The organism is Psychromicrobium ferritrahens, assembly GCF_043789415.1.
Classification (GTDB): Bacteria; Actinomycetota; Actinomycetes; order Actinomycetales; family Micrococcaceae; genus Renibacterium.
Window position 1 is genome coordinate 1010512 of the sequence record NZ_JBDLLW010000001.1, and the last position, 21166, is coordinate 1031677.

General features: G+C 60.3%; 23 protein-coding genes. 9 read left to right on the top strand and 14 right to left on the bottom strand.

Going from position 1 to position 21166, the window contains the following annotated elements; all coding sequences use genetic code 11:
• Position 1 precedes the first annotated feature (1 nt).
• The 4 genes from gcvT to ABDK06_RS04665 all read left to right on the top strand — a co-directional run bounded on the left by gcvT (position 2) and on the right by ABDK06_RS04665 (position 4503).
• Positions 2-1180, top strand: coding sequence for a glycine cleavage system aminomethyltransferase GcvT (gene gcvT / locus ABDK06_RS04650; RefSeq protein ID WP_394939399.1), 1179 nt, complete (start codon positions 2-4; stop codon positions 1178-1180).
• 46 nt (positions 1181-1226) lie between these two features.
• Positions 1227-1646 carry a glycine cleavage system protein GcvH gene (gene gcvH / locus ABDK06_RS04655; RefSeq protein ID WP_394939401.1) on the top strand — a complete coding sequence of 140 codons (420 nt, stop codon included), beginning with the start codon at positions 1227-1229 and terminating at the stop codon, positions 1644-1646.
• Positions 1643-2935: a serine hydroxymethyltransferase gene (gene glyA / locus ABDK06_RS04660; protein ID WP_394939403.1), complete on the top strand. Its 1293-nt coding sequence runs from the start codon at positions 1643-1645 to the stop codon at positions 2933-2935. Before gcvH ends, glyA begins: the two co-directional genes overlap by 4 nt.
• Positions 2936-3087: 152 nt before the next feature.
• The gene (locus ABDK06_RS04665; RefSeq protein WP_394939405.1) at positions 3088-4503 is read left to right on the top strand and encodes an L-serine ammonia-lyase; all 1416 of its coding nucleotides are present in this window, start codon (positions 3088-3090) and stop codon (positions 4501-4503) included.
• A gap of 78 nt (positions 4504-4581) precedes the next feature.
• Here ABDK06_RS04665 and ABDK06_RS04670 read toward each other — a convergent pair whose 3' ends face one another.
• Positions 4582-6033 (bottom strand): NAD(P)H-hydrate epimerase, encoded by a 1452-nt coding sequence (locus ABDK06_RS04670; protein ID WP_394939407.1) that lies wholly within the window; start codon positions 6031-6033, stop codon positions 4582-4584.
• Positions 6033-6380 carry a holo-ACP synthase gene (locus tag ABDK06_RS04675; RefSeq protein WP_394939409.1) on the bottom strand — a complete coding sequence of 116 codons (348 nt, stop codon included), beginning with the start codon at positions 6378-6380 and terminating at the stop codon, positions 6033-6035. The genes ABDK06_RS04670 and ABDK06_RS04675 overlap by 1 nt, the downstream gene beginning before the upstream one ends.
• A gap of 263 nt (positions 6381-6643) precedes the next feature.
• Between ABDK06_RS04675 and ABDK06_RS04680 the strand changes: the two genes are divergently transcribed.
• Complete coding sequence (locus ABDK06_RS04680) at positions 6644-7981, top strand: leucine-rich repeat domain-containing protein (RefSeq protein WP_394939411.1); 1338 nt, start codon at positions 6644-6646, stop codon at positions 7979-7981.
• Positions 7982-8019: 38 nt separating this feature from the next.
• Positions 8020-8496 carry a hypothetical protein gene (locus ABDK06_RS04685; RefSeq protein ID WP_394939413.1) on the top strand — a complete coding sequence of 159 codons (477 nt, stop codon included), beginning with the start codon at positions 8020-8022 and terminating at the stop codon, positions 8494-8496.
• Between the two features lie 71 nt (positions 8497-8567).
• On the opposite strand, the gene ABDK06_RS04690 is transcribed toward ABDK06_RS04685, so the two are convergent.
• Both ABDK06_RS04690 and glmS read right to left on the bottom strand, forming a co-directional pair.
• Positions 8568-9149: an isochorismatase family protein gene (locus tag ABDK06_RS04690; RefSeq protein WP_394939415.1), complete on the bottom strand. Its 582-nt coding sequence runs from the start codon at positions 9147-9149 to the stop codon at positions 8568-8570.
• Positions 9149-11032 (bottom strand): glutamine--fructose-6-phosphate transaminase (isomerizing), encoded by a 1884-nt coding sequence (gene glmS / locus ABDK06_RS04695; protein ID WP_394939417.1) that lies wholly within the window; start codon positions 11030-11032, stop codon positions 9149-9151. Before glmS ends, ABDK06_RS04690 begins: the two co-directional genes overlap by 1 nt.
• Positions 11033-11126: 94 nt before the next feature.
• Here glmS and coaA point away from each other — a divergent pair, with 94 nt between their 5' ends.
• The 3 genes from coaA (at position 11127) to mscL (ending at position 13379) form a co-directional block, all read left to right on the top strand.
• Positions 11127-12089: a type I pantothenate kinase gene (gene coaA / locus ABDK06_RS04700; protein WP_394939419.1), complete on the top strand. Its 963-nt coding sequence runs from the start codon at positions 11127-11129 to the stop codon at positions 12087-12089.
• Positions 12089-12883, top strand: coding sequence for a M15 family metallopeptidase (locus tag ABDK06_RS04705; protein WP_394939421.1), 795 nt, complete (start codon positions 12089-12091; stop codon positions 12881-12883). Before coaA ends, ABDK06_RS04705 begins: the two co-directional genes overlap by 1 nt.
• Before the next feature lie 94 nt (positions 12884-12977).
• On the top strand, positions 12978-13379 hold the full coding sequence (mscL, locus tag ABDK06_RS04710; RefSeq protein WP_394939423.1) for a large conductance mechanosensitive channel protein MscL: 402 nt from the start codon (positions 12978-12980) through the stop codon (positions 13377-13379).
• A 57-nt stretch (positions 13380-13436) separates the two neighbouring features.
• On the opposite strand, the gene glmM is transcribed toward mscL, so the two are convergent.
• The 10 genes from glmM to infA form a co-directional block, all read right to left on the bottom strand.
• On the bottom strand, positions 13437-14789 hold the full coding sequence (gene glmM, locus ABDK06_RS04715) for a phosphoglucosamine mutase (protein ID WP_394939425.1): 1353 nt from the start codon (positions 14787-14789) through the stop codon (positions 13437-13439).
• A gap of 615 nt (positions 14790-15404) precedes the next feature.
• The gene (rpsI, locus tag ABDK06_RS04720; RefSeq protein WP_394939427.1) at positions 15405-15923 is read right to left on the bottom strand and encodes a 30S ribosomal protein S9; all 519 of its coding nucleotides are present in this window, start codon (positions 15921-15923) and stop codon (positions 15405-15407) included.
• Between the two features lie 35 nt (positions 15924-15958).
• Positions 15959-16402 (bottom strand): 50S ribosomal protein L13, encoded by a 444-nt coding sequence (rplM, locus tag ABDK06_RS04725; RefSeq protein ID WP_394939429.1) that lies wholly within the window; start codon positions 16400-16402, stop codon positions 15959-15961.
• Between the two features lie 350 nt (positions 16403-16752).
• Complete coding sequence (gene truA, locus ABDK06_RS04730; RefSeq protein ID WP_394939431.1) at positions 16753-17658, bottom strand: tRNA pseudouridine(38-40) synthase TruA; 906 nt, start codon at positions 17656-17658, stop codon at positions 16753-16755.
• Positions 17659-17680: 22 nt separating this feature from the next.
• On the bottom strand, positions 17681-18406 hold the full coding sequence (rplQ, locus tag ABDK06_RS04735; RefSeq protein WP_394939433.1) for a 50S ribosomal protein L17, sunset domain variant: 726 nt from the start codon (positions 18404-18406) through the stop codon (positions 17681-17683).
• 81 nt (positions 18407-18487) lie between these two features.
• Positions 18488-19495 (bottom strand): DNA-directed RNA polymerase subunit alpha, encoded by a 1008-nt coding sequence (locus tag ABDK06_RS04740; protein ID WP_394939435.1) that lies wholly within the window; start codon positions 19493-19495, stop codon positions 18488-18490.
• A gap of 139 nt (positions 19496-19634) precedes the next feature.
• Positions 19635-20036, bottom strand: coding sequence for a 30S ribosomal protein S11 (gene rpsK / locus ABDK06_RS04745; protein ID WP_179388906.1), 402 nt, complete (start codon positions 20034-20036; stop codon positions 19635-19637).
• Positions 20037-20082: 46 nt separating this feature from the next.
• Complete coding sequence (gene rpsM / locus ABDK06_RS04750; protein ID WP_045075214.1) at positions 20083-20460, bottom strand: 30S ribosomal protein S13; 378 nt, start codon at positions 20458-20460, stop codon at positions 20083-20085.
• A 174-nt stretch (positions 20461-20634) separates the two neighbouring features.
• Positions 20635-20748, bottom strand: coding sequence for a 50S ribosomal protein L36 (rpmJ, locus tag ABDK06_RS04755; protein ID WP_011775570.1), 114 nt, complete (start codon positions 20746-20748; stop codon positions 20635-20637).
• Between the two features lie 30 nt (positions 20749-20778).
• Complete coding sequence (infA, locus tag ABDK06_RS04760) at positions 20779-21000, bottom strand: translation initiation factor IF-1 (protein WP_009358723.1); 222 nt, start codon at positions 20998-21000, stop codon at positions 20779-20781.
• Between the last annotated feature and the right edge of the window lie 166 nt (positions 21001-21166).

The window sequence follows — 21166 nt, forward strand, 5'->3', positions numbered from 1 at the left end:
GATGACTCTCAAAGAAACAGCCCTGCACAACGAGCACGCCACGCTCGGTGCCAGCTTCACCGACTTCGGCGGCTGGGATATGCCGCTGAAGTACCAGAGTGAACTGGCCGAGCACCACGCGGTGCGGCGCGGCGCTGGCCTCTTCGACCTCTCCCATATGGGTGAGATCTGGGTCCGTGGCCCGCAGGCCGCCGCTTTCCTGGACTACGCCCTGGTGGGCAACCTGTCGGCGATTGCCGTTGGCAAGGCCAAGTACTCGTTGATCTGCACGCCCGAGGGCGGCATTATCGACGACCTGATCAGCTATCGCCGTCCTGCGCTGGATAACCCTATATCGGACAACGCTGACGATGTCTACCTGGTAGTGCCCAATGCGGGCAATGCCGACGCCGTCTACGCCGAGTTCGTCAACCGGGCTCAGAACTTCGACGTCGATCTGGAGAACGTCTCCGCGCAGACTTCGCTGATCGCCCTACAGGGCCCAGAGGCCGAGCGGATCCTGCTCGGCCTGGTCCCAGCCGAGCAGGCTCAGGCCGTCCGAGAGCTGAAGTACTACGCGGCCACCGAGGTGACCGTGGCGGGGTTGCCGATTCTGCTTGCTCGCACCGGTTACACCGGTGAAGACGGCTTCGAGTTGTACATCGGAAACGACCAGGCCGCAGAGCTCTGGAACGCCCTGCTCACCGCGGACGACGTCGTCACCCCCTGCGGGCTGGCCAGCCGGGATTCACTCCGCCTGGAGGCGGCCATGCCGCTCTACGGAAACGAGCTGAGCCTGCAAGGTAACCCCTTCGAAGCGGGCCTCGGCCCGGTAGTTTCCCTCCCCCCGGCGAAGACCGCCAAAGAGGGCGACTTCGTCGGTAAAGAAGCTCTGGCGAGGATCAAGGCCGAACGCGCCGAAAGCCTTAACGGAAAGCGCGTGCTGGTCGGTTTGCAGGGCCAGGGACGCCGTGCTGCTCGTAGCCACTACCCAGTGCTGCTGACCGACCAGAACGGCGAAACGCAGACCATCGGCGAGGTGACCTCCGGTCTGCCCAGCCCGACCCTCGGTTACCCGGTGGCCCTAGCCTATGTCGAGGCGAGCCACGCCGAACCCGGAACCGAGCTGCTCGTTGACCTGCGCGGCAAGGCCGAGCCCTTCACCGTCGTCGCGCTACCGTTCTACAAGCGCTCCAACTGAGCCCGACCGGCTCCCCTCGATCAACCTCACGAAAAGAGACCCTCAGATGACCAAAATTGTTCCTGAACTCCGCTACTCCGCCGAGCACGAATGGGTTGCCGCCGACGGCGCCGTCCCGGTGACCGCCGGAGCCGTCGTCACGGTTGGCGCCATTGCAACCGTTGGAGTCAGCGCTGTAGCGACCGAAGCCCTCGGCGATATCGTCTACCTGGACCTGCCCGGAGTCGGCAGCACCATCTCCGCTGGGACAAGCTGCGGCGAGATTGAATCCACCAAATCGGTCTCCGACCTCTACGCCCCGGTCAGCGGTGAGATCACCGAGATCAACGCCGACGCCGTCGCCGACCCCGCCGTGGTCAACCAGGATCCCTATGGAGCGGGCTGGCTCTTCAAGGTCAGCGTGAGTGAAGAAGGTCCGCTGCTCAGCGCTGCCGAGTACGCAGAGAAGAACGGTGGCGAGCTGTGAGCCAAACCCTGAACCACCTCAATGGCACGCTCGCCCAGCTCGACCCCGAGATCGCGGCCAAGCTCGACGACGAACTCTCCCGGCAGCGGCACGGCCTGGAGATGATCGCCTCGGAGAACCACACCTCGGTCGCCGTGATGCAGGCCCAGGGCTCGGTGCTGACCAATAAATACGCCGAAGGCTACCCGGGACGCCGCTACTACGGCGGCTGCGAGCACGTCGACGTCGTCGAACAGCTCGCCATCGACCGGGTCAAGGCTCTCTTCGGCGCAGCCTACGCCAATGTGCAACCGCACTCCGGGGCGCAGGCCAACGCCTCGGTGATGCACGCGCTGCTCACCCCGGGCGACACCATCATGGGCCTCAATCTGGCGCACGGCGGCCACCTGACCCACGGTATGCGGATCAACTTCTCCGGCAAGCTCTACAATGTGGTGCCCTACCAGGTCCGCGAAGACGATCACCGGATCGATATGGTCGAGGTTGAGCGCTTGGCGCAGGAACACCGGCCGAAGATGATCGTGGCCGGCTGGTCCGCCTACGCCCGTCAGCTGGACTTCGCCGAGTTCCGCCGGATCGCCGATTCCGTCGGCGCTTATCTGATGGTGGATATGGCGCATTTCGCCGGTTTGGTGGCTGCTGGGCTGCACCCATCACCGGTACCGCACGCTCACGTCACCACTTCAACGACGCATAAGACCCTCGCCGGTCCGCGCGGCGGCATCATCCTGAGCAACGACGCCGATATCGCCAAGAAACTGAACTCCGCGGTGTTCCCCGGCCAGCAGGGCGGCCCTTTGGAGCACGTCATCGCTGGCAAAGCCGTGGCCTTCAAGATCGCGGCATCCGCTGAGTTCAAAGAGCGGCAGCAGCGGGTGCTGGAAGGTGCGCGTATTCTGGCCGAGCGCCTAGTGCAAGACGACGTCAAAGCCAAGGGCATTTCGGTGGTCACCGGTGGCACCGATGTGCACCTGGTACTGGTGGATTTGCGAGATTCCGAGCTGGATGGTCAGCAGGCCGAGGACCGGCTGGCGCAGATCGACGTCACGGTGAACCGCAATGCGGTGCCCTTCGACCCGCGGCCGCCGATGGTCACCTCGGGGCTGCGGATCGGCACCCCGGCGCTGGCTTCGCGGGGCTTTGAGACCGAGGCCTTCACCGAGATCGCGAATATCATCGCGGAAGCCTTAATCGCTGAGCCGGACGCCGATCTGACGCCATTGGCGCAGCGGGTGCAGGCGCTGGCAGAAGCTCACCCGCTCTACCCCGATATCGCTCCGCACAGCTAGCGACGGCCGGCCTGACCGCTGATCGTCAGCAACCGGCGAACCCTGCGCTTCGCGATAGGCATTTGGCTTCGGGATTCACCGGAGACCATCTCATTAGGATGCGAAGTTACGGAGAAAGGCCCGACCATCACGAATAGGACTAGGATCAAACTGTGGCTATAGGCGTTTTCGACCTCTTCAAGGTCGGCATCGGACCGTCAAGTTCTCATACGGTCGGCCCGATGCGCGCTGCGGCAGTTTTCGTCGAAGAACTGCGCGCCGAGGGATGCCTCGACCAGGTGACCCAGCTCCGAGTCGACCTCTATGGTTCACTGGCTGCCACCGGGCGCGGCCACGGCACGATGACCGCCGTCCTGCTCGGCCTAGAGGGCCACTACCCGGATCTGATTCTGCCCGCCGAGGTCGAAGAGCGACTCGCCTCAATGGCGGAAACCGGCACCATCCGGCTGGCCGGCAGCAAGACGCTGGATTACGCCGTCGACGATATGGTGCTGCATCCACTGACGGTGCTGGACCGGCATACCAACGGGATGAAATTCGCCGTCTCCGACGAGGCGGGGAAGCTGCTGCACCAGGCCACGTTCTTCTCGGTGGGTGGTGGGTTCATCGTCCGTGAGGGTGAGGAAGACTCCGCACTGCAAGAACTGGATGAGAGCCATCAAGGGCTGCCGCTGCCCTTCCGCACCGCGGCTGAACTGCTAGAACACTGCGCGAGCCGTGGGCTGCGCTTCTCCGAGGTGATGCTGATCAACGAGCTGGAAATGCCCGCCGACGGCACCCGACGCACCGAGGACGAGGTTCGGGAGGGACTCAAACACATCTGGTCGGTGATGGAAGGCTGCGTGGAATCCAGCCTGCACCGCGAAGGTTTACTGCCCGGCGGGCTCAAGGTCCGGCGTCGTGCCCCCGACTGGCACGAGCGACTGCTCAAAGAGGACAAGGACCGCGATCCGAAGTACTGGCAGGAATGGGTCAACCTGATCGCGCTGGCGGTCAACGAGGAGAACGCCTCCGGTGGCCGGGTGGTCACTGCGCCAACCAACGGTGCGGCAGGAATCATTCCCGCGGTGCTCTACTACGCCCTGAACTATGCGCCGGGCATGGAGAACGCTACTCAAGAGGACAAAGACGACGTCGTGGTTCGCTTCCTGCTCGCGGCTGGCGCAGTAGGCGTGCTGTACAAGGAACAGGCCTCGATCTCCGGCGCCGAGGTGGGCTGCCAGGGCGAGGTCGGCTCGGCGTCGTCAATGGCTGCCGCTGGACTGGCCGAGGTGATGGGCGGCTCCCCGGCGCAAGTGGAGAACGCCGCGGAGATCGCCATGGAGCACAATCTGGGGCTGACCTGCGACCCGATTGGCGGCTTGGTTCAGGTGCCCTGCATCGAGCGCAACGCGATTGCCGCGGCCAAGGCGATCAACGCGACCAAGATGGCACTTTGGGGTGACGGCGAGCACCGCGTTTCGCTCGACGAAGTGATCGTCACGATGCGCGAGACCGGCAAGGACATGAGCAATAAGTACAAGGAGACCGCAATGGGCGGCCTGGCCGTCAACGTGGTGGAGTGCTAATTTCCCTCCCCTCCCCCTTCTTTTCCCAACGCTGTGACACTTAGAGTCGCTATGAACCGCTCTTAGCGACGTTTGCTGTCACGCCGTTGAGTTTCTAGCGTTGAGTTGGCGAAGTACCTGCGGAACGGACTCGGCGATCTCCCGAGCGGTGATCGATCCCCCGTCGGAAGCGAAGACCCCCGCTCTGCCGTGCACACTGGCAGCCATTGCAGCGGCGAGCGCGGGTTTCACCCCCGCGGCCAGCAAGGCACCGAGAATGCCGCTCAGTGTGTCTCCGCTACCCGCCGTCGCCAGCCAGGGCGTGCCCTCGGCCTGGCTATAAGCCGCGCCACGAGGGCTCACCACCACCGTAGTCGACCCTTTCAATAGCACCGTCGCCCCGGTCAGCTCCGCCACCTGACGGGCATGCTGCACAGGCGAACGCTCGACGTCGACGCGCTCGGTCAAGTGCCCGCGGCGACTCAGCAGCGCGGCCAGCTCTCCGGCATGAGGAGTGAGCACCACCTGTGGCCCCAGGGTATCCGGCAGCAAGCTCAGTGCTCCGGCATCGGCTACCACGGGCAGCCCCGAAGTCAAAGCGTCAAAACAACGCCGCTCCTGCTCGACGTCAGAGGCGACTCCGGGCCCCACTAACCAAGCCTGCACCCGGTTGGCGGCCACTGTCTCAGCGCCTCGCACCACCTCAGGAGGAATGGGGGCTGGCCCCAAATAGCGAATCATGCCGACGCCGGCGGCTAGAGCACCTCCCAACGCCAATTGAGCCGCCCCGGGATAGGCCTGAGAACCTGCCACCACGCCGAGTACGCCTCGGCTGTACTTGTGATCGGTGGTTCCCGGCCAGGGCCAGAGATCGGCAAGATCCCGCTCATCCAGGCGATTCAACGCTGCTTCCGGCAGTTCCAATCCCAAGTCGATCAGGCTCAGCCCGCCGGCGTATTCCTCCGCGGGAGGCAGTAGCAGTCCGGCTTTCACACCACCGAAAGTCACGGTGTGATTGGCCCGAAGCACAGGCCCGGAGACTTCGCCGGTATTGGCATCAACACCACTCGGCAGATCACAGGCCAGCACCGGCGGCGAATGCTCGGCCAACTTTTCCACCAGCTCAGCCGCTGCACCCCTTAAACCCCCTCGAGCACCGGTGCCGAGAATACCGTCAATGATCAGATCGGCGGCGAGCGCTTGCTCTAGGCAGCAGCTGGGCTCAGTAGCTAACCGCAAGACATTGCCACCCGCCAGCTGAAAAGCCTCGAACGCCTGAGGATGCGCTCGCTCCGAGACCAGTACCGCCGTCACTCGTACTCCACGGCGGATCAGCAGCTCCCCAGCGTAGAGCGCATCGCCGCCGTTGTTTCCGGAACCCACTAAGAGAACCACTGAGCTGCCATACACCAGGCCGCCCCGGCTCAACTGCCAGAGCGCCGCGTTGGCCAGACCATAGGCTGCCCGAGCCATCAGTTCCGGCCCAGCTCCGGCGTCGAGCAAAGGCTGCTCAGCGGCTCGGATCGTGGTGCCGGTGAAGGCTGAAAGCATTAGCCTTCACCGATCACGAAGGCCGTAGAGATTCCGCCGTCATGACTCATCGAAAGATGCCAGCGCTTCACGCCCCGAGACTCAGCTACCGCGGCGACAGTGCCTTTCACCTGGACGGTCGGGCCGTTCTCGTCCAGACCGATCCAGCAGTCCTGCCAATTCATCCCTGCCGGTGCTCCGAGCGCTTTGGCCACCGCTTCCTTGGCAGCGAACCGGGCGGCCAGAGAACGGGTGTTGAGCCCGCGCTCAGCGGGCACGAAGAGCCGGTCCAATAACCCGGGCGTCCGCTCCAGCTGACGACCGAAACGTTCGATGTCCACTACGTCAATGCCTATACCGATGATCATGCTGACAGTCTAGCGAGCGGACTGGAGAGGGCGGCGAGGTGCCAGAAACCAAAAACTTCCGGTCACTTCCAATAAAACTTCCAACCGTTAAGAACCGGCGCGGCTGGATCCTGTGAAAAAATTGAGAAAGAGCGAAGAACGGCCTGTTTCGATGCATTGGCATCTGTATCGGCCTCTTTAAACCCCACCGAGGCGATTGCTACCCGGTCCCAGAGAGCTCTCTGCCGGCGCACAACAGCCGGGCTTACCGACGAAAGAAGTTCATGAAGAAAAGACTGTCCATCACCGCTGCCGCGGGACTCATTGCTATAGCCGCTTCATTACTCGGCGCTCAGCCAGCGGCAGCCGCAGGGATTGATGTTCAAGATGTAAATCTCAAAGAATGCATCAACGAGCAGCTTGAGCAATCTAAAGATGCCGATATTACTCAAGAACAAGCGCTCACTATTGAAAAGCTCACCTGCACCCGGAAGATCTCGACTCTGTCCGGTATTGCACAGCTAAGCAATCTCAAGGAATTTTCCAACTTCGTTCGAAGCCCCGCTCTGACTGATTTACGACCGCTCAGCGGTTTGACCAAACTGCAAGAAATCACTATCTGGGGAAGCTCGGTTACTGACCTTTCGCCTCTGAAAAACCTGCCGAACTTGACTGAGTTAGTGCTTACCTACAGTAAAATCTCAAATGTAAGTTCGCTAGGCTCCATGACACAGTTAAAACGGCTGAACCTCGATGGGAATCAGATCACCGATTTCAGCGAGCTTTGGCCACTTTTGGCCGCAGGTACCTCAATATTAGCGCGGGAAACAGTCACCTTGCCTCCTATTAGTGTCGGCGTGACCCAATGGAATCAACTGACTGGCATGTATAGAGAAACCCCAGTCATCACTTTAACTAACGCTAAGCCTGAACCGAGCTCAGCCGCCCAAGGGTGGTTCTATATTAGGGCAAACCAGAAGAATATTCTGACCAGCGACTTCAGCGCAACTAGACGTTATCCGGCTAATGTCAAGCTCAGTGTGACTTTAGAGCAAGCATCCTTGGCCAGCCTCACCAGCGCTCATAATGACATTGCGATGACAAAGTATCAGACTCCCATCACCATTGACGTGAGCAGTAACGATGGCGATGAAAGACAAACGCCGATGGATCCGAACTTCATATTTCTGATCGGTCGAGACGGTTCTTCAGGTGACACGGTGGAAGGTCCGGAAGGCAACTTTAGATTCCTGCCCGGTGGAAAGGTCGTTTTCACTCCAGCGCCTGGCTTCAGTGGAGCAGTTCCGCGGGTCAAGTATTATGCGTATAACCTCGACGAGGTTTACTCCACCGCATACATCTACGTGACAGTGGGGGCGAAGCCCGCCGCTGTTACAGCTAAACCAGACACCACCAAACCGCATCCAGTGAATACGACCATCAAGCAGACTCCAACGGACAAGCAGACACCCACAGCCTCTGCTGCTTCTGCAAGCAGTGATAACCAGAAATCAGCCCTCGCCAACACCGGCGCCGATCCGGCACTCCCTCTGAGCCTGGCAGGCTTCCTGCTGCTCTCGGGGGTCGCAGCGCTATACGCCGCTCGTCGCCGAGTTCGCTGACTTCATCCATCCATATTCCAACTACCCAGGAAGCTCTAATGGGACTCTTCGGCCGTAAGAAAACAACTCCCCAGGAACAACAACCCGAGCCGGTCGTGGTGGAAACCGCAGAGGAATTGCATGCTCTCCAGGCAGCGCAATTCGTTTCCTTCGCGGAAGAATCCATTGGCATTGCTGCTGGCGTGCTCAATTTCAAGAGTGAATCACTGAACGTGGTTGACGAAGCTCTCGAAGAATTCCACCGACACAATATCGAGTTACCCCAGCCGATGTGGGAAGGCATCTCCTCCTACATTATGGAGACTGCGCGTCGCGAATACGGCGGGAGCTACAAACCATTTCAGGATCAGAACCCCTGGGTGCTGGTGATTGGCGAACCTGAATTCAATCTCGGATTCATGGCGATGTCCAAGGTCTTAGATCGAGTCCGGAACGGAGAGGAAGACAGCATCCCGTTCTTCTACGAAGGACTCGAACCTTTAGTGAGGCAGAAGCGCAACGCCACTCTAGTCTGAGTCTTCACGCTGAATGCGACTGATCCCGGTGGACTCGTTATCGAGTCCACCGGGATCAGTCATTTAAAAACTTAGCCGTTCTCTTCAGCTTCCCAGTGAGCCAGAGTCTCTGCGTGATTCGGCACGAAGACATCCTCAGACGTCGGCCGGGTCACGCAGAAATGCTCCAGATCACCGTGCGCATACAACGTCTCATTCTCGTGCGCGATGATCTTCTCTGCACTCAGCACCGGCGAGTCGACAGTGGAGTGAGCGTCTTCCAACAGGGTGACGCTCAAATTACGGCCAACCGCCGCTCGCACCGCGGTGTCAATGCAGTATTCGCTCTGGAACCCGCAGATCACCAGATGATCAATGCCGCGCTGCTCTAAGAAGGGGCCCAGCAGGGTCCGGGTGAAGGCATTGTTATTCGACTTATCGATGGTCACCGATCCAGCGGGCTGGACCAGTTCAGCAGCCACCTCAAAACCGGCCCCACTGCCACCGGCCACGTCCTTATCGCGGATAAAGACGACTTGCGCTCCAGCTGCGGTGGCCTTCTGCAGCGCCAAAGCGATATTGCTCAGCACGGCGTCCCTGTTGAATAGCTCCCCGGCATAGCTGCCGTCCACCATGGCCTGCTGTGCATCAATAACCAATAGCGCCTGTGCCATTACTCGACCGTCACTGACTTAGCCAGGTTACGGGGCTGATCGACATCGTAGCCCTTGGCGCTAGCTAACGCGCAGGCGAAGATCTGCAAAGGCACAGTGGTCAGCAGCGGGGCCAGCAGAGTCGGCGTCGCCGGGATGTAGAACACATGCTCAGCGAATTCGCGCACCGCCTCGTCGCCCTCTTCGGCGATCACAATGGTCTTCGCTCCGCGGGCCCGGATCTCTTGAATGTTGGAGACCACCTTGGCGTGCAGCGAATCGCGGCCATTGGGCGAAGGCACCACCACGAAAACCGGCTGACCGTCTTCGATCAGAGCGATCGGACCGTGCTTAAGCTCGCCGGCAGCAAAGCCCTCGGCATGGATATAGGCGAGCTCCTTGAGCTTGAGCGCACCTTCCATCGCCACCGGGAAACCGACGTGCCGCCCCAGGAAGAGCACCGATTTAGCATCCTTCATGGCAACTGCCAGATCACGGATCTGCTGTTCGTTGTCCAGCACACGTTGGATCTTCTCCGGGGTCTTGTGCAGATCCGCCAGCAGATCCTTGATCTCACCCTGGAATTTATTGCCTCGCAGTTGCGCCAGGTAGAGCCCGAGCAAATAAGCAGCGGTGATCTGTGCCAGGAACGCCTTCGTGGAAGCCACCGCGATCTCCGGCCCGGCGTGGGTGTACAGCACCGCGTCAGACTCGCGAGGAATGGTGGAGCCATTGGTATTGCAGATGGCGAGCGTCTTAGCGCCCTGTTCCCGGGCATAGCGCACTGCCATCAAAGTGTCCATGGTCTCACCGGATTGTGAGATCGAAATGATCAAGGTATTGGAATCCACAATCGGGTCCCGGTAGCGGAACTCGTGTGAAAGCTCCACTTCGGTGGGGATCCGGCACCAATGCTCGATAGCGTATTTCGCCACCTGGCCGGCGTAGGCGCTGGTACCGCAGGCCAGCACAATGATCTTATTGACCTGCTTGAGCTGGGCCGGGTCGATCCGCAGTTCATCGAGGATCAGCCTGCCGGAAACGTCAGTGCGCCCCAGCAAGGTCTCCGAAACTGCGCGTGGCTGCTCATGAATTTCTTTCTCCATGAAGGAGGGGAAACCGTCTTTCTCGGCCGCCGCGGCGTCCCAGTCGACTTCGTATTCCTTGCCTTCGGCGGGAGCGCCGAAGAAATCGGTGATCACCACGGTATCGGGGGCGATGGTGACGATCTGGTCCTGGCCCAGTTCCACGGCTCGCCGAGTGTAATCGATGAAGCCGGAGACGTCGGAGCCGAGGAAGTTCTCGCCCTCGCCCAGTCCCACCACGAGCGGTGAGTTTCGCCGCGCTGCCACCACGACGTCGGGAAGTTCCGCGTGCACGGCAAGCAGGGTGAAGGCGCCTTCCAGCTTCTGGCAGGCGCGCTGCATGGCTACCGTTAGCCGATCTGCCGGGGCGACGTCGCTCGCCGCCTGATACTCCTCGCCCAGCAAAGCTGCGGCAACCTCGGTATCGGTCGATGAGAGGAAGGTGACTCCGCGCTCCAGCAGGCCGATTTTCAATTCGGAGAAATTCTCAATAATGCCGTTATGGATCAGCGCCAGCCGACCTTGATCCGCCAGATGCGGGTGCGCATTGACGTCGGTGGGTCCGCCGTGAGTAGCCCACCGAGTATGCCCGATGCCGGTTCGGGAAGCGGGCAGCGGATGTTCTTCAAGTTCGGTCAGAAGATTGCTCAGCTTCCCCGCTTTCTTCGCCGAGAAGATCTGGCCATCCGATAGCACTGCTACACCGGCTGAGTCATAGCCACGGTATTCCAGCCTACGCAGACCTTCCAGTACAACATCGAGGGCCCCATGATCTCGCGTTTGATCTGCCCGGCTTACATAGCCAACAATTCCGCACATGGATTCAATCTTACCGGGCAGGCACGGCATCCCTGACCTGCAGTGGATCGCTGGCAATTCGCCATTGGCTCGCGGAGGGGGCAGAATCTCTTAGGTGAGTTTGCAACGCACGGATTCGGGCTACGGCGCCTCCCCTTTCGTTGAGCTGGACCGGCAGAGATGGTCGCAGCTCTCCGCCGAGATCGAGCAACCGCTCAACGAGGAAGACATTCTGCGGCTTCGTGGTCTCGATGACCCGCTGAACATGACAGAAGTGCGTGAAGTCTACCTACCTCTCTCCCGCCTGCTGAACCTCTATGTGGCTGCCGCAGGTCAGCTGCACTCAGCCACCACGACTTTTCTCGGCGAGCAGACTCAGCGCACGCCTTTCGTGATCGGAGTCGCCGGCTCGGTGGCGGTCGGCAAATCAACGACCGCCAGGATCCTGCGCGAGATGCTCCGCCGCTGGCCCGGCACACCCAATGTTGAACTGGTCACCACCGATGGCTTCCTCTACCCCAACGCCGAGCTGGAACGGCGAGGTCTGATGCAACGCAAGGGTTTCCCGGAATCCTACGATCGACGAGCGCTATTGCGCTTCGTCAGCGAGGTCAAAGGCGGGGCAGAAGAAGTGCGTGCCCCCTGGTACTCGCATCTGACCTATGACATCGTGCCGGGCAGGGAGGTCGTCGTGCACCGGCCAGATGTGCTCATCGTGGAGGGGCTGAATGTGCTGGCTCCCGCCCGCCCTCAGCAGGACGGCCGCTCAGGCCTCGCGGTCAGCGACTTCTTCGATTTCTCGGTCTTCGTGGATGCCAAACCTGCACACATCGAGCAGTGGTACATCGATCGATTCCTTTCACTCCGGCAGTCCGCCTTCTCCCATCCAGAATCTTATTTTCATCGTTATGCTTCACTATCCGATGCCCAGGCGGTAGAGACGGCCAGCGGAATCTGGCAACGCATCAATGAGCCCAACCTCAGGGAGAACGTGCTTCCCACCAGAGGCCGGGCTCGTTTGGTGCTGACCAAGGACGCCGACCACTCGATCCGGCGGATGCTGCTAAGGAAGACGTGATGAATGGATCCGCGATGGATCGTCGGGCCATCCTGCACCTGGGCTTTGGTGGCCTGGCTGCCCTGGGTCTGGCCGGTTGCGCTCCGGAACCTCCTGCTGCTTCCTCCAGCGGTGCCGCAAGCTCCTCGAGCAGCCCGGTGAAAGCGACTATCGGGGAGATTCCAGGCCCCGCTCAGCATCCAGCCGCTGCACTGGCTCATTCGCTCGACGATCCCAGTTCGATCTGGGTCGTGGTCAATAAGCATCGCCCTTTGCGTCCCTCGACCTATCGACCGAACGATTTGGTTCAGCCTCGGGTGACCAGCATGGTGAGCGGAGAAAGCGCTCTGCTTCGTGCGCCAGCAGCCAGGGCGCTGGAGGCGCTCGCCCAAGAAGCCGCCGCTCAGGGAACCCCGCTCAGTCTGGTCAGCGGTTTCCGTTCTTACCAGACCCAGGTTGCCACCTATGGCTCCTACGCCGGCTCGGTAGGAGTTTCCGGTGCGGATCACGCCTCTGCCAGGCCCGGCTATTCGGAGCACCAGACCGGTCTCGCGGTGGACGTCGGCGATTCCGGAGGATGCAATCTCCAGCCTTGTTTTGCCGACCGTCCACTCGCTCGCTGGGTGGGGGAGAACTCTCACCGCTTCGGCTTCGTGGTGCGCTATCAGCTGGGTTTTCATCTGATCAGCGGATACTTCGCTGAGCCGTGGCATCTGAGGTTCGTCGGGGTGGAACTGGCCACCGCCGTCAAGAAGTCGGGCTTGCACACCCTTGAGGAGTATTTCGGCCTGGAAGCAGCGCCGGACTACTCCTGAATCACCGGCACCTCAACGTGCGAACCGTGGAATAAGTTTCCAAGAATGCGTGTCGCAGAAGGAAACGCTAAAATTTCCGCCTAAATTAGGTGCCATGATTAAGGGATTCAGAGATTTCATTATGAAAGGCAACGTCGTTGACCTGGCAGTTGCCGTCGTCATCGGCGCAGCCTTTGGCACCGTCGTCACCACACTCGTCAACAAAGTCCTGATGCCACTGATCGCTGGCATTTTCGGCAAACCTAATTTCGATAATGTGCTGCAGTACCAAATCGGTGCAGATGCGGCCAACTTCATCTCTATCGGTGCATTGATTACCGCTATTATCAACTTCTTGTTGGTCGCTGCCGCGGTCTACTTCGTTGTTGTGGTTCCGATGAACCATGTGATCGCCCGCCGCAATGCCAAGCTCGGCATTAAGCCGGACGAAGATGCTCCGGATCCGCAGATCGTGCTGCTCACCGAGATCCGGGATGCGCTCAAGGCACGTAACTAGCTCCATCGACAATCGAATAGCTCCACCGAACGGCTGATGCTCGGCTTAGCGTAATCGCTAGGCGACGAGCGTCAGCCGTTCTTTTACCACCGAAGCGAGTTCCTGGCAGATCCGGGTCGCGGTGTCCATATCAGCGGCTTCGACCATCACGCGCACCAAGGCCTCGGTACCGGAGGGGCGCAGCAGCACTCGGCCCGTCTCCCCCAGCTCCTGTTCTGCGCGACGCACCGCTTCCCGGACGCCTTCATCGCTCTGCGCACGTTGCTTATCGACGCCTTTGACATTGATCATCAGTTGCGGGAGTTTCGTCATCGCGGTGGCGAGCTGTTGCAGGCTACGACCTGTCCGAGCCACTTGAGCGGCCAACTGCAGCCCGGTCAGCACGCCGTCTCCGGTGGTGGCGTAATCAGAAAAAATAACGTGCCCCGACTGTTCGCCGCCCAGGTTGAAATCGCCTTCGCGCATTGCTTCGAGCACATAGCGATCGCCCACTGCCGTTTCTCGGATGCTGATTCCCGCCTCGCGCAGCGCCAGCTTGAGTCCGAGGTTGCTCATCACGGTGGCCACCAAGACATTGTCCCGGAGTTTGCCATCGGCTTTCAGGGCGAGAGCCAGGATCGCCATGATCTGATCGCCGTCGATCACATTGCCCTCGTGGTCCACCGCGAGACAACGATCGGCGTCCCCGTCGTGAGCGATGCCCAGATCAGCTCCGTGGGCCACCACGGCTTCTTGCAGGGGTCCCAGGTGTGTCGAGCCGACGCCGTCATTGATGTTCAAACCATCGGGTTCGGCACCGATCACGATGACATTAGCCCCGGCGTCCTTGAAAACCTGGGGGGAGCAGCCACTAGCTGCCCCGTGAGCGCAGTCCAGCACCACGGTCAGCCCATCGAGCCGATGCGGCAAGGTGGTGAGCAGATGCAAGATATAGCGATCCTCTGCATCAGAGAAACGCTGAATCCTACCCACTCCGACACCGGTGGGACGGTGCGGCTCTTTTTTGAGCTCCGCTTCAATGGCGTCTTCCACCTCGTCGGCGAGCTTCTGGCCGCCTCGGGCGAAGAACTTAATACCGTTATCCGCCGCAGGGTTATGGGAAGCCGAGATCATCACGCCGAAGTCGGCGTCCAAAGAAGCGATCAAATAAGCTGCGGCGGGAGTGGGCAGCACTCCGGCGTCGTAGACGTCGACGCCGGCGCTGGCCAGGCCAGCTTCCACAGCGGCTCCGATGAACTCACCGGAGGCCCGTGGATCGCGGGCAATCACCGCTCTGGGGCGTTTGCCCTCCGCCATTTGATCATGGCCTAGGACTACAGCCGCTGCCTGAGCCAGAGAAAGCGCCAGCTCGGCGGTGAGCAAGCCATTGGCTAAGCCGCGAACCCCATCGGTTCCAAACAATCTAGACATCAGATCGATTCTACATTCCCCCGGAGCACTTCCCGTTCACCGCTCCAAACCGTCCGATCCACACCGACCCCCATCAAAACCCCAGCCCGCAAGAGCAAATCCAGCCCAGCTCAAAACCAGCCGTCCCACTGAATGTTAAGGGTGGTGCAAATGTGGCAAATATCCCGCCTCATCCGTAACACTCAGTGGGACAACTGGATTGCACGAAGGAGGTTTCCGGGTTTTCTTTTTGGATTTGAGTCCCTGGACTATCGCAAAGCCCTGGGGGAATACCACAGGAACGCCAGAAGGGCCCGTCGCTTTGCGACGGACCCTTCTGGAAGCGTTTGGGCCCACACAGCCGAGGGCCCCGACACGAAGAATGAGTGTCGGGAGGACACGGGGATTAGCGCTTGTGGAGCCAAGCGCTAAATATTCGCGAGGACCCAAAAGGGCCCGTCGCTTTGCAACGGGCCCTTTTGGAAGCGTTTGGGCCCACACAGCCGAGGGCCCCGACACGAAGAATGAGTGTCGAGAGGCTGTGGGGATTAGCGCTTGTGGAGCCAAGCGCTCAAACAGCGCGAGAGACTCAAAAGGCCGGTCGCCCAAGCGACCGGCCTTTTGAGGAGCGCTGTTTTAGCGCTTGGAGTACTGCGGAGCCTTACGGGCCTTCTTGAGACCGGCCTTCTTACGTTCGATGACGCGAGCGTCACGAGTCAGGAAGCCTGCCTTCTTCAGGGTCGGGCGGTTATTCTCTTCGTCGATCTCGTTGAGTGAACGAGCGACGCCGAGACGCAGCGCACCGGCCTGGCCTGAAGGGCCACCACCGTGGATGCGAGCGATCACGTCGTAAGCGCCATCCAGATCGAGGATCTTGAAGGGCTCGTTAACTTCCTGCTGGTGCAGTTTGTTCGGGAAGTAATCAGCCAGTTCGCGACCGTTCACGGTCCACTTGCCGGTGCCCGGGATAACCCGGACCCGAGCGATGGCTTCTTTACGGCGGCCGACGGCGGAACCGGGAACGGTCAGCGCGGGACGCTCTTTCTTCGGAGCGGACTCTGATGCGCCAGCGCTCTCTGAGGTGTAGCTAGTCAATACTTCTTCCTCGGCTGCCGGAGCAGCTTCGGTATTCAGCTCTTCAGTGTTCTGAGCCACGATTCTCCTTGATTAAGTGTGTTTGGTGGCCAGGACTACTGGGCGACCTGGGAAATTTCGAACGTCTTCGGCTGCTGAGCGGCGTGCGGGTGCTCAGCACCCACATAGACCTTCAGCTTGGACAGCTGCTGAGCGGCCAGCGAAGTCTTGGGCAGCATGCCCTTGATGGCCTTCTCTACAGCGCGAACCGGATTCTTCTCCAGAAGTTCCGCGTAGCTCACGCTCGACAGACCACCCGGGTAACCGGAGTGGCGGTAAGCGCGCTTCTGCTCGAGCTTGGCGCCGGTCAGGGCAACCTTGTCGGCGTTGATGATAATGACGAAGTCGCCCATATCCATATGGGGTGCAAAGGTCGGCTTGTGCTTTCCGCGCAGCAGTGTTGCGGTCTGGCTGGCAAGACGACCCAGGACAACGTCGGTGGCGTCAATGACGTGCCACTGGCGGTTGATGTCGCCGGGCTTCGGGGTGTACGTACGCACAGTTTTTGCCTTCGTTTCGTGTTCTTAGGGGGAATACCGCGGATTTTTAGATCCAACGGCATCACATCTCGTGCGTTACCGGGCAAGAGGTGAGGACTCTAAAGACCAGTAATCCAGTTACCCGGCACACCCCGCGTCTTATGACTCTGCAACTGAGCCAACGCCTGGATGCACGATACCGAGTGAGGATACGCACAACGACTATCAATATTACCCTGTTGAGCCTGCAGTTCAAAATGCTTCCAGAGCCCCCGTTCAGAGGGCTCCTCAAAACGAGGTCCCAACGACCGCGCGAGGTCGGCGTAACGGCCCAACAGAAACCAGGCATGAAGCTGAATGCCGCGTTCAGCCTAAGCCTCAGCTCGGCGTGCCCTGGTCAATTCCGCACGAGCCGCAAGCTCCCCATCACCCGGATAAGCCACTTCCTCCAGGACTAAGGCATGCGGAGCAGCCAGTAGTGATTTCGCGTCTCGGAATTTCAAGGCCAGACGCTCTTCCAGCCAACCAAGGGGCTGTTCCCCCGAGCCAACCTGTACCGCCGACCCGATGAGTGCCCTAACCATGTTGTGGCAGAAGGCGTCCGCCTGAATATTCACCGTGATCACGCCGTCATAGCCGCGCAAGAATTCAAATTTCTGTAACTGGCGTACCGTGCTGGAACCCGGGTCATTCGCCCGCGGCTTGCAAAAAGACCTGAAATCCTGCAGGCCCAGCAACGGCAGCGCGGCTTGATTGAGCCGAACGACGTCGAGCGCGTCCTTGTACCACCAGGTCAGCTGCCGCTGCACCGGGTCCCAGTTCTCGGGGACATCGGCTATTCGGTAGCTGTAGCGACGCCAGAGCGCAGAGAACCTAGCGTCGAAACCGGCGGGAGCCAGCGCCGCGCGATGGACCACGATCGCCCCGCTATCGGCGGCAAGCACCCTCGAGAGGGTGCCGCGCAACCTGCGGAGCAACGCCTGCTCGGGTCGCTGACCGCTGCGCCTGGCAAGGGCCGACCATTCCTGTTCGCTGAGTTCCAGGTGGACGACTTGCCCGCGAGCGTGCACCCCAGCGTCGGTTCGGCCCGCCACCGTGGTGCGCACCGGACGCCGGATCAGCATCTCCAGCGCAGCCTCAAGCGCTCCCTGCACCGTGAGCCGAGAGGGCTGAATCGCCCAGCCGCTGAACGGCGTCCCATCGTAGGCCAGGTCGAGCCGGACACGAAAGAACCCACCACCCCCTGAGGCGGGGATGATGGGTTCCATCAAAGACATAGCTGAAGTCTAGCGGCCAGTGTTACTTGGCAGCTTCCTCTTCGCCTTCTTCCTGAGCGTCTTCGCCACCAGCGGGCACGAAGCCTGCTGCCTTGGCGTCCTCAGCGGTGGCGAACCACACCTCGGCGACGGTCTTGTCGTACCAACGTGAACCAGGCACGTGGTACTTCATGGAATCTTCGTTGCCCTTGATCTCGAAGCCTTCAGGAGCTTCGTTGACGTCTTCCAGGACAGCGTGCGAGCCGGCGTACTTCGGAGCGTCCTCGGTGGCTTCAGCGGCCTCGACGGGAGCTTCCTCAGCAACTTCGGTCTCAACGACCTTGGCGGGCTTTGCAGCGCTAGCTGACTTGGCCGACTCGGCCTCGGCAACAACGGCCTGCTTCGGGCTGACCGGCTCGAGGACGAGCTCAATCACAGCCATCGGAGCGTTATCGCCCTTCCGGTTGCCGATCTTGGTGATCCGAGTGTAGCCACCGTCGCGCTTCTCAACTGCTTCTGCGATATCGGTGAACAGCTCGTGCACAATGCTCTTATTGCTGATCAGACCGAGCACCCGACGACGTGAGGCCAGATCTCCGCGCTTGGCGAAAGTGATCAGGCGCTCGGCGTAGGGACGCAGCCGCTTGGCTTTGGTCTCCGTGGTGGTGATGCGCTTGTGCTCGAACAGCGATGCTGCCAGGTTGGCCAGAATCAACCGCTCGTGAGCTGGGCCACCGCCCAGGCGCGGACCCTTAGTAGGGGTAGGCATGATGTTTTCTCCTCAAATGGATAGCGGAGGTTCTCAGCATTTGGACGCTGAGCCCGCCGGAAGCAAATTCAAATACAGGCTTTAGAGCTCGTCGTCAGCGAAGGCGTCGTCTTCATCAATCGCAGCGGCACGAGCAGCGAGATCAAATCCTGGAGGGGAATCCTTCAGGGACAGCCCGAGTTCCACGAGCTTCGCCTTGACCTCGTCGATGGACTTGGCACCGAAGTTCCGGATGTCCATCAGATCAGCCTCGGAACGAGCAACCAGCTCACCCACACTGTGGATGCCTTCGCGCTTGAGGCAGTTGTAGGAACGGACGGTGAGGTCCAGATCCTCGATCGGCAGTGCCATATCCGCGGCCAAGGCGGCATCGGTCGGCGAGGGGCCGATTTCAATGCCTTCAGCTGCGGTATTGAGCTCACGAGCCAGACCGAACAGCTCCACCAGAGTGGTTCCAGCGGATGCCACGGCGTCACGCGGTGCGATGGCCTGCTTGGTCTCGACGTCGACGATCAAGCGATCGAAGTCGGTACGCTGCTCAACACGAGTGGCTTCCACCCGGAAAGTCACCTTGAGCACAGGCGAGTAAATCGAATCAACCGGAATCCGGCCGATCTCAGAATCGCCTGACTTGTTCTGCGCTGCCGAAACGTAGCCACGGCCACGCTCGATGGTCAGTTCGAGTTCGAACTTCCCCTTCGAGTTCAACGTGGCGATGTGCAGATCCGGGTTGTGGAACTCCACACCGGCCGGCGGGGCGATATCAGCCGCAGTCACGACGCCGGGGCCCTGCTTGCGCAGGTAGGCGACAACAGGCTCATCGTGCTCAGAGGAAACCGAAAGGTTCTTGATGTTCAGGATGATCTCGGTGACGTCTTCCTTCACACCGGGAACGGTGGTGAATTCGTGCAGCACGCCATCGATCCGGATGCTGGTAACAGCGGCGCCGGGGATCGAGGAGAGCAGGGTACGACGCAGAGAATTTCCGAGGGTGTATCCGAAGCCGGGTTCCAACGGTTCGATGATGAACCGTGAACGGTTATCGGAAACTACTTCTTCAGAGAGGGTCGGGCGCTGTGCAATGAGCACTTGGTTTTCCTTTCAGCGAGCATCCGCTATATGACGCAACACAGGTAGTGGAAAGAAGGTATCTAAAGTCTTTAACCGGCGTGGGCTTGCCGCGAATCCTAGGATTCGCGGCAAGCTCGCCAGTGATTCATCGGCGCTGTTAGACGCGGCGACGCTTGGGCGGACGGCAGCCGTTATGCGCGCTCGGAGTCACATCCTGGATGGACCCCACCTCCAGGCCGGTGGCCTGCAGCGAGCGGATAGCGGTTTCACGTCCGGAACCCGGACCCTTGACGAAAACATCGACCTTGCGGACGCCGTGCTCCTGGGCACGCTTAGCGGCCTGCTCAGCAGCGAGCTGGGCAGCGAACGGCGTCGACTTGCGCGATCCCTTGAAGCCGACCTCACCCGAGGAAGCCCAAGCGATGACGGCGCCTGCCGGATCGGTGATGGTCACGATGGTGTTATTGAACGTGCTCTTGATATGCGCCTGACCAAGCGCGATATTCTTCTTGTCCTTCTTACGCGGCTTGCGAACCGCGCCACGAGTCTTCGGGGGCATTGTTTCTCCTAAATTCTGATCAGCTGGTCGCTATCCCGAGTGGGGATTAGCGGCCTGCCTTCTTCTTGCCGGCAACGGTGCGCTTCGGGCCCTTGCGGGTGCGCGCATTGGTTTTGGTGCGCTGGCCGTGAACCGGCAAGCCGCGGCGGTGACGAATACCCTGGTAGCTGCCAATCTCGACCTTGCGGCGGATATCGGCGGCTACTTCGCGGCGAAGATCGCCTTCAACCTTGAAGTTGCCTTCGATGAAGTCACGGAGCTGAACGAGTTCAGCATCGGAGAGGTCCTTGACCCGAACATCCGGGGAGATCCCGGTTTCGGTCAGGGTCTGGTGTGCACGGGTCTTGCCCACGCCATAGATGTAAGTAAGCGCAACTTCCAACCGCTTTTCGCGGGGAAGATCAACGCCGGCGAGACGAGCCATAGTGGCGGTACTCCTTGGTTTATCCGGAGGTCGTAGGCAGTACACCCGCATTTCTCATTGCGGCCCCGGCCTCCGACCGGGGGTGGGCCGATTCCAGGAATCGACTTGTGCTGCCTTTTTATCTATTTATGTCGTGCACAGTTCCGGGGAACGCTCTCCTGAAGAAGGAAAGAATTAGCCCTGGCGCTGCTTGTGGCGTGGGTTCTCGCAGATCACCATGACCCGGCCGTTACGGCGGATCACCTTGCATTTGTCGCAGATCTGCTTGACGCTCGGCTTGACCTTCATGGCATTCCTTTGCGTTTGAGCAGGTGAGTGTTATTTATAGCGATAGACGATGCGGCCGCGAGTAAGGTCGTAAGGACTTAGCTCCACCACGACCCGGTCCTCAGGGAGGATTCGAATGTAGTGCTGGCGCATCTTTCCAGAAATGTGAGCGAGTACGATGTGCTTATTGGTCAGCTCAACACGAAACATCGCGTTGGGCAGCGCCTCAGTCACTACGCCCTCGATCTCAATGACCCCGTCTTTTTTGGCCATATCCTCCGCTAACTGTTGTTTGCCCTCCGCTGTTGCGGACGGCGTTCGATTTTTGACAGTTGCGCTCTGTACGATGCGCACATCAAACCACACACTATTGATGGATTTGAATGGGCGCGTCAAAGCGCAAACAACCAACACACAACTTTACGCCATCTAGCCGGAT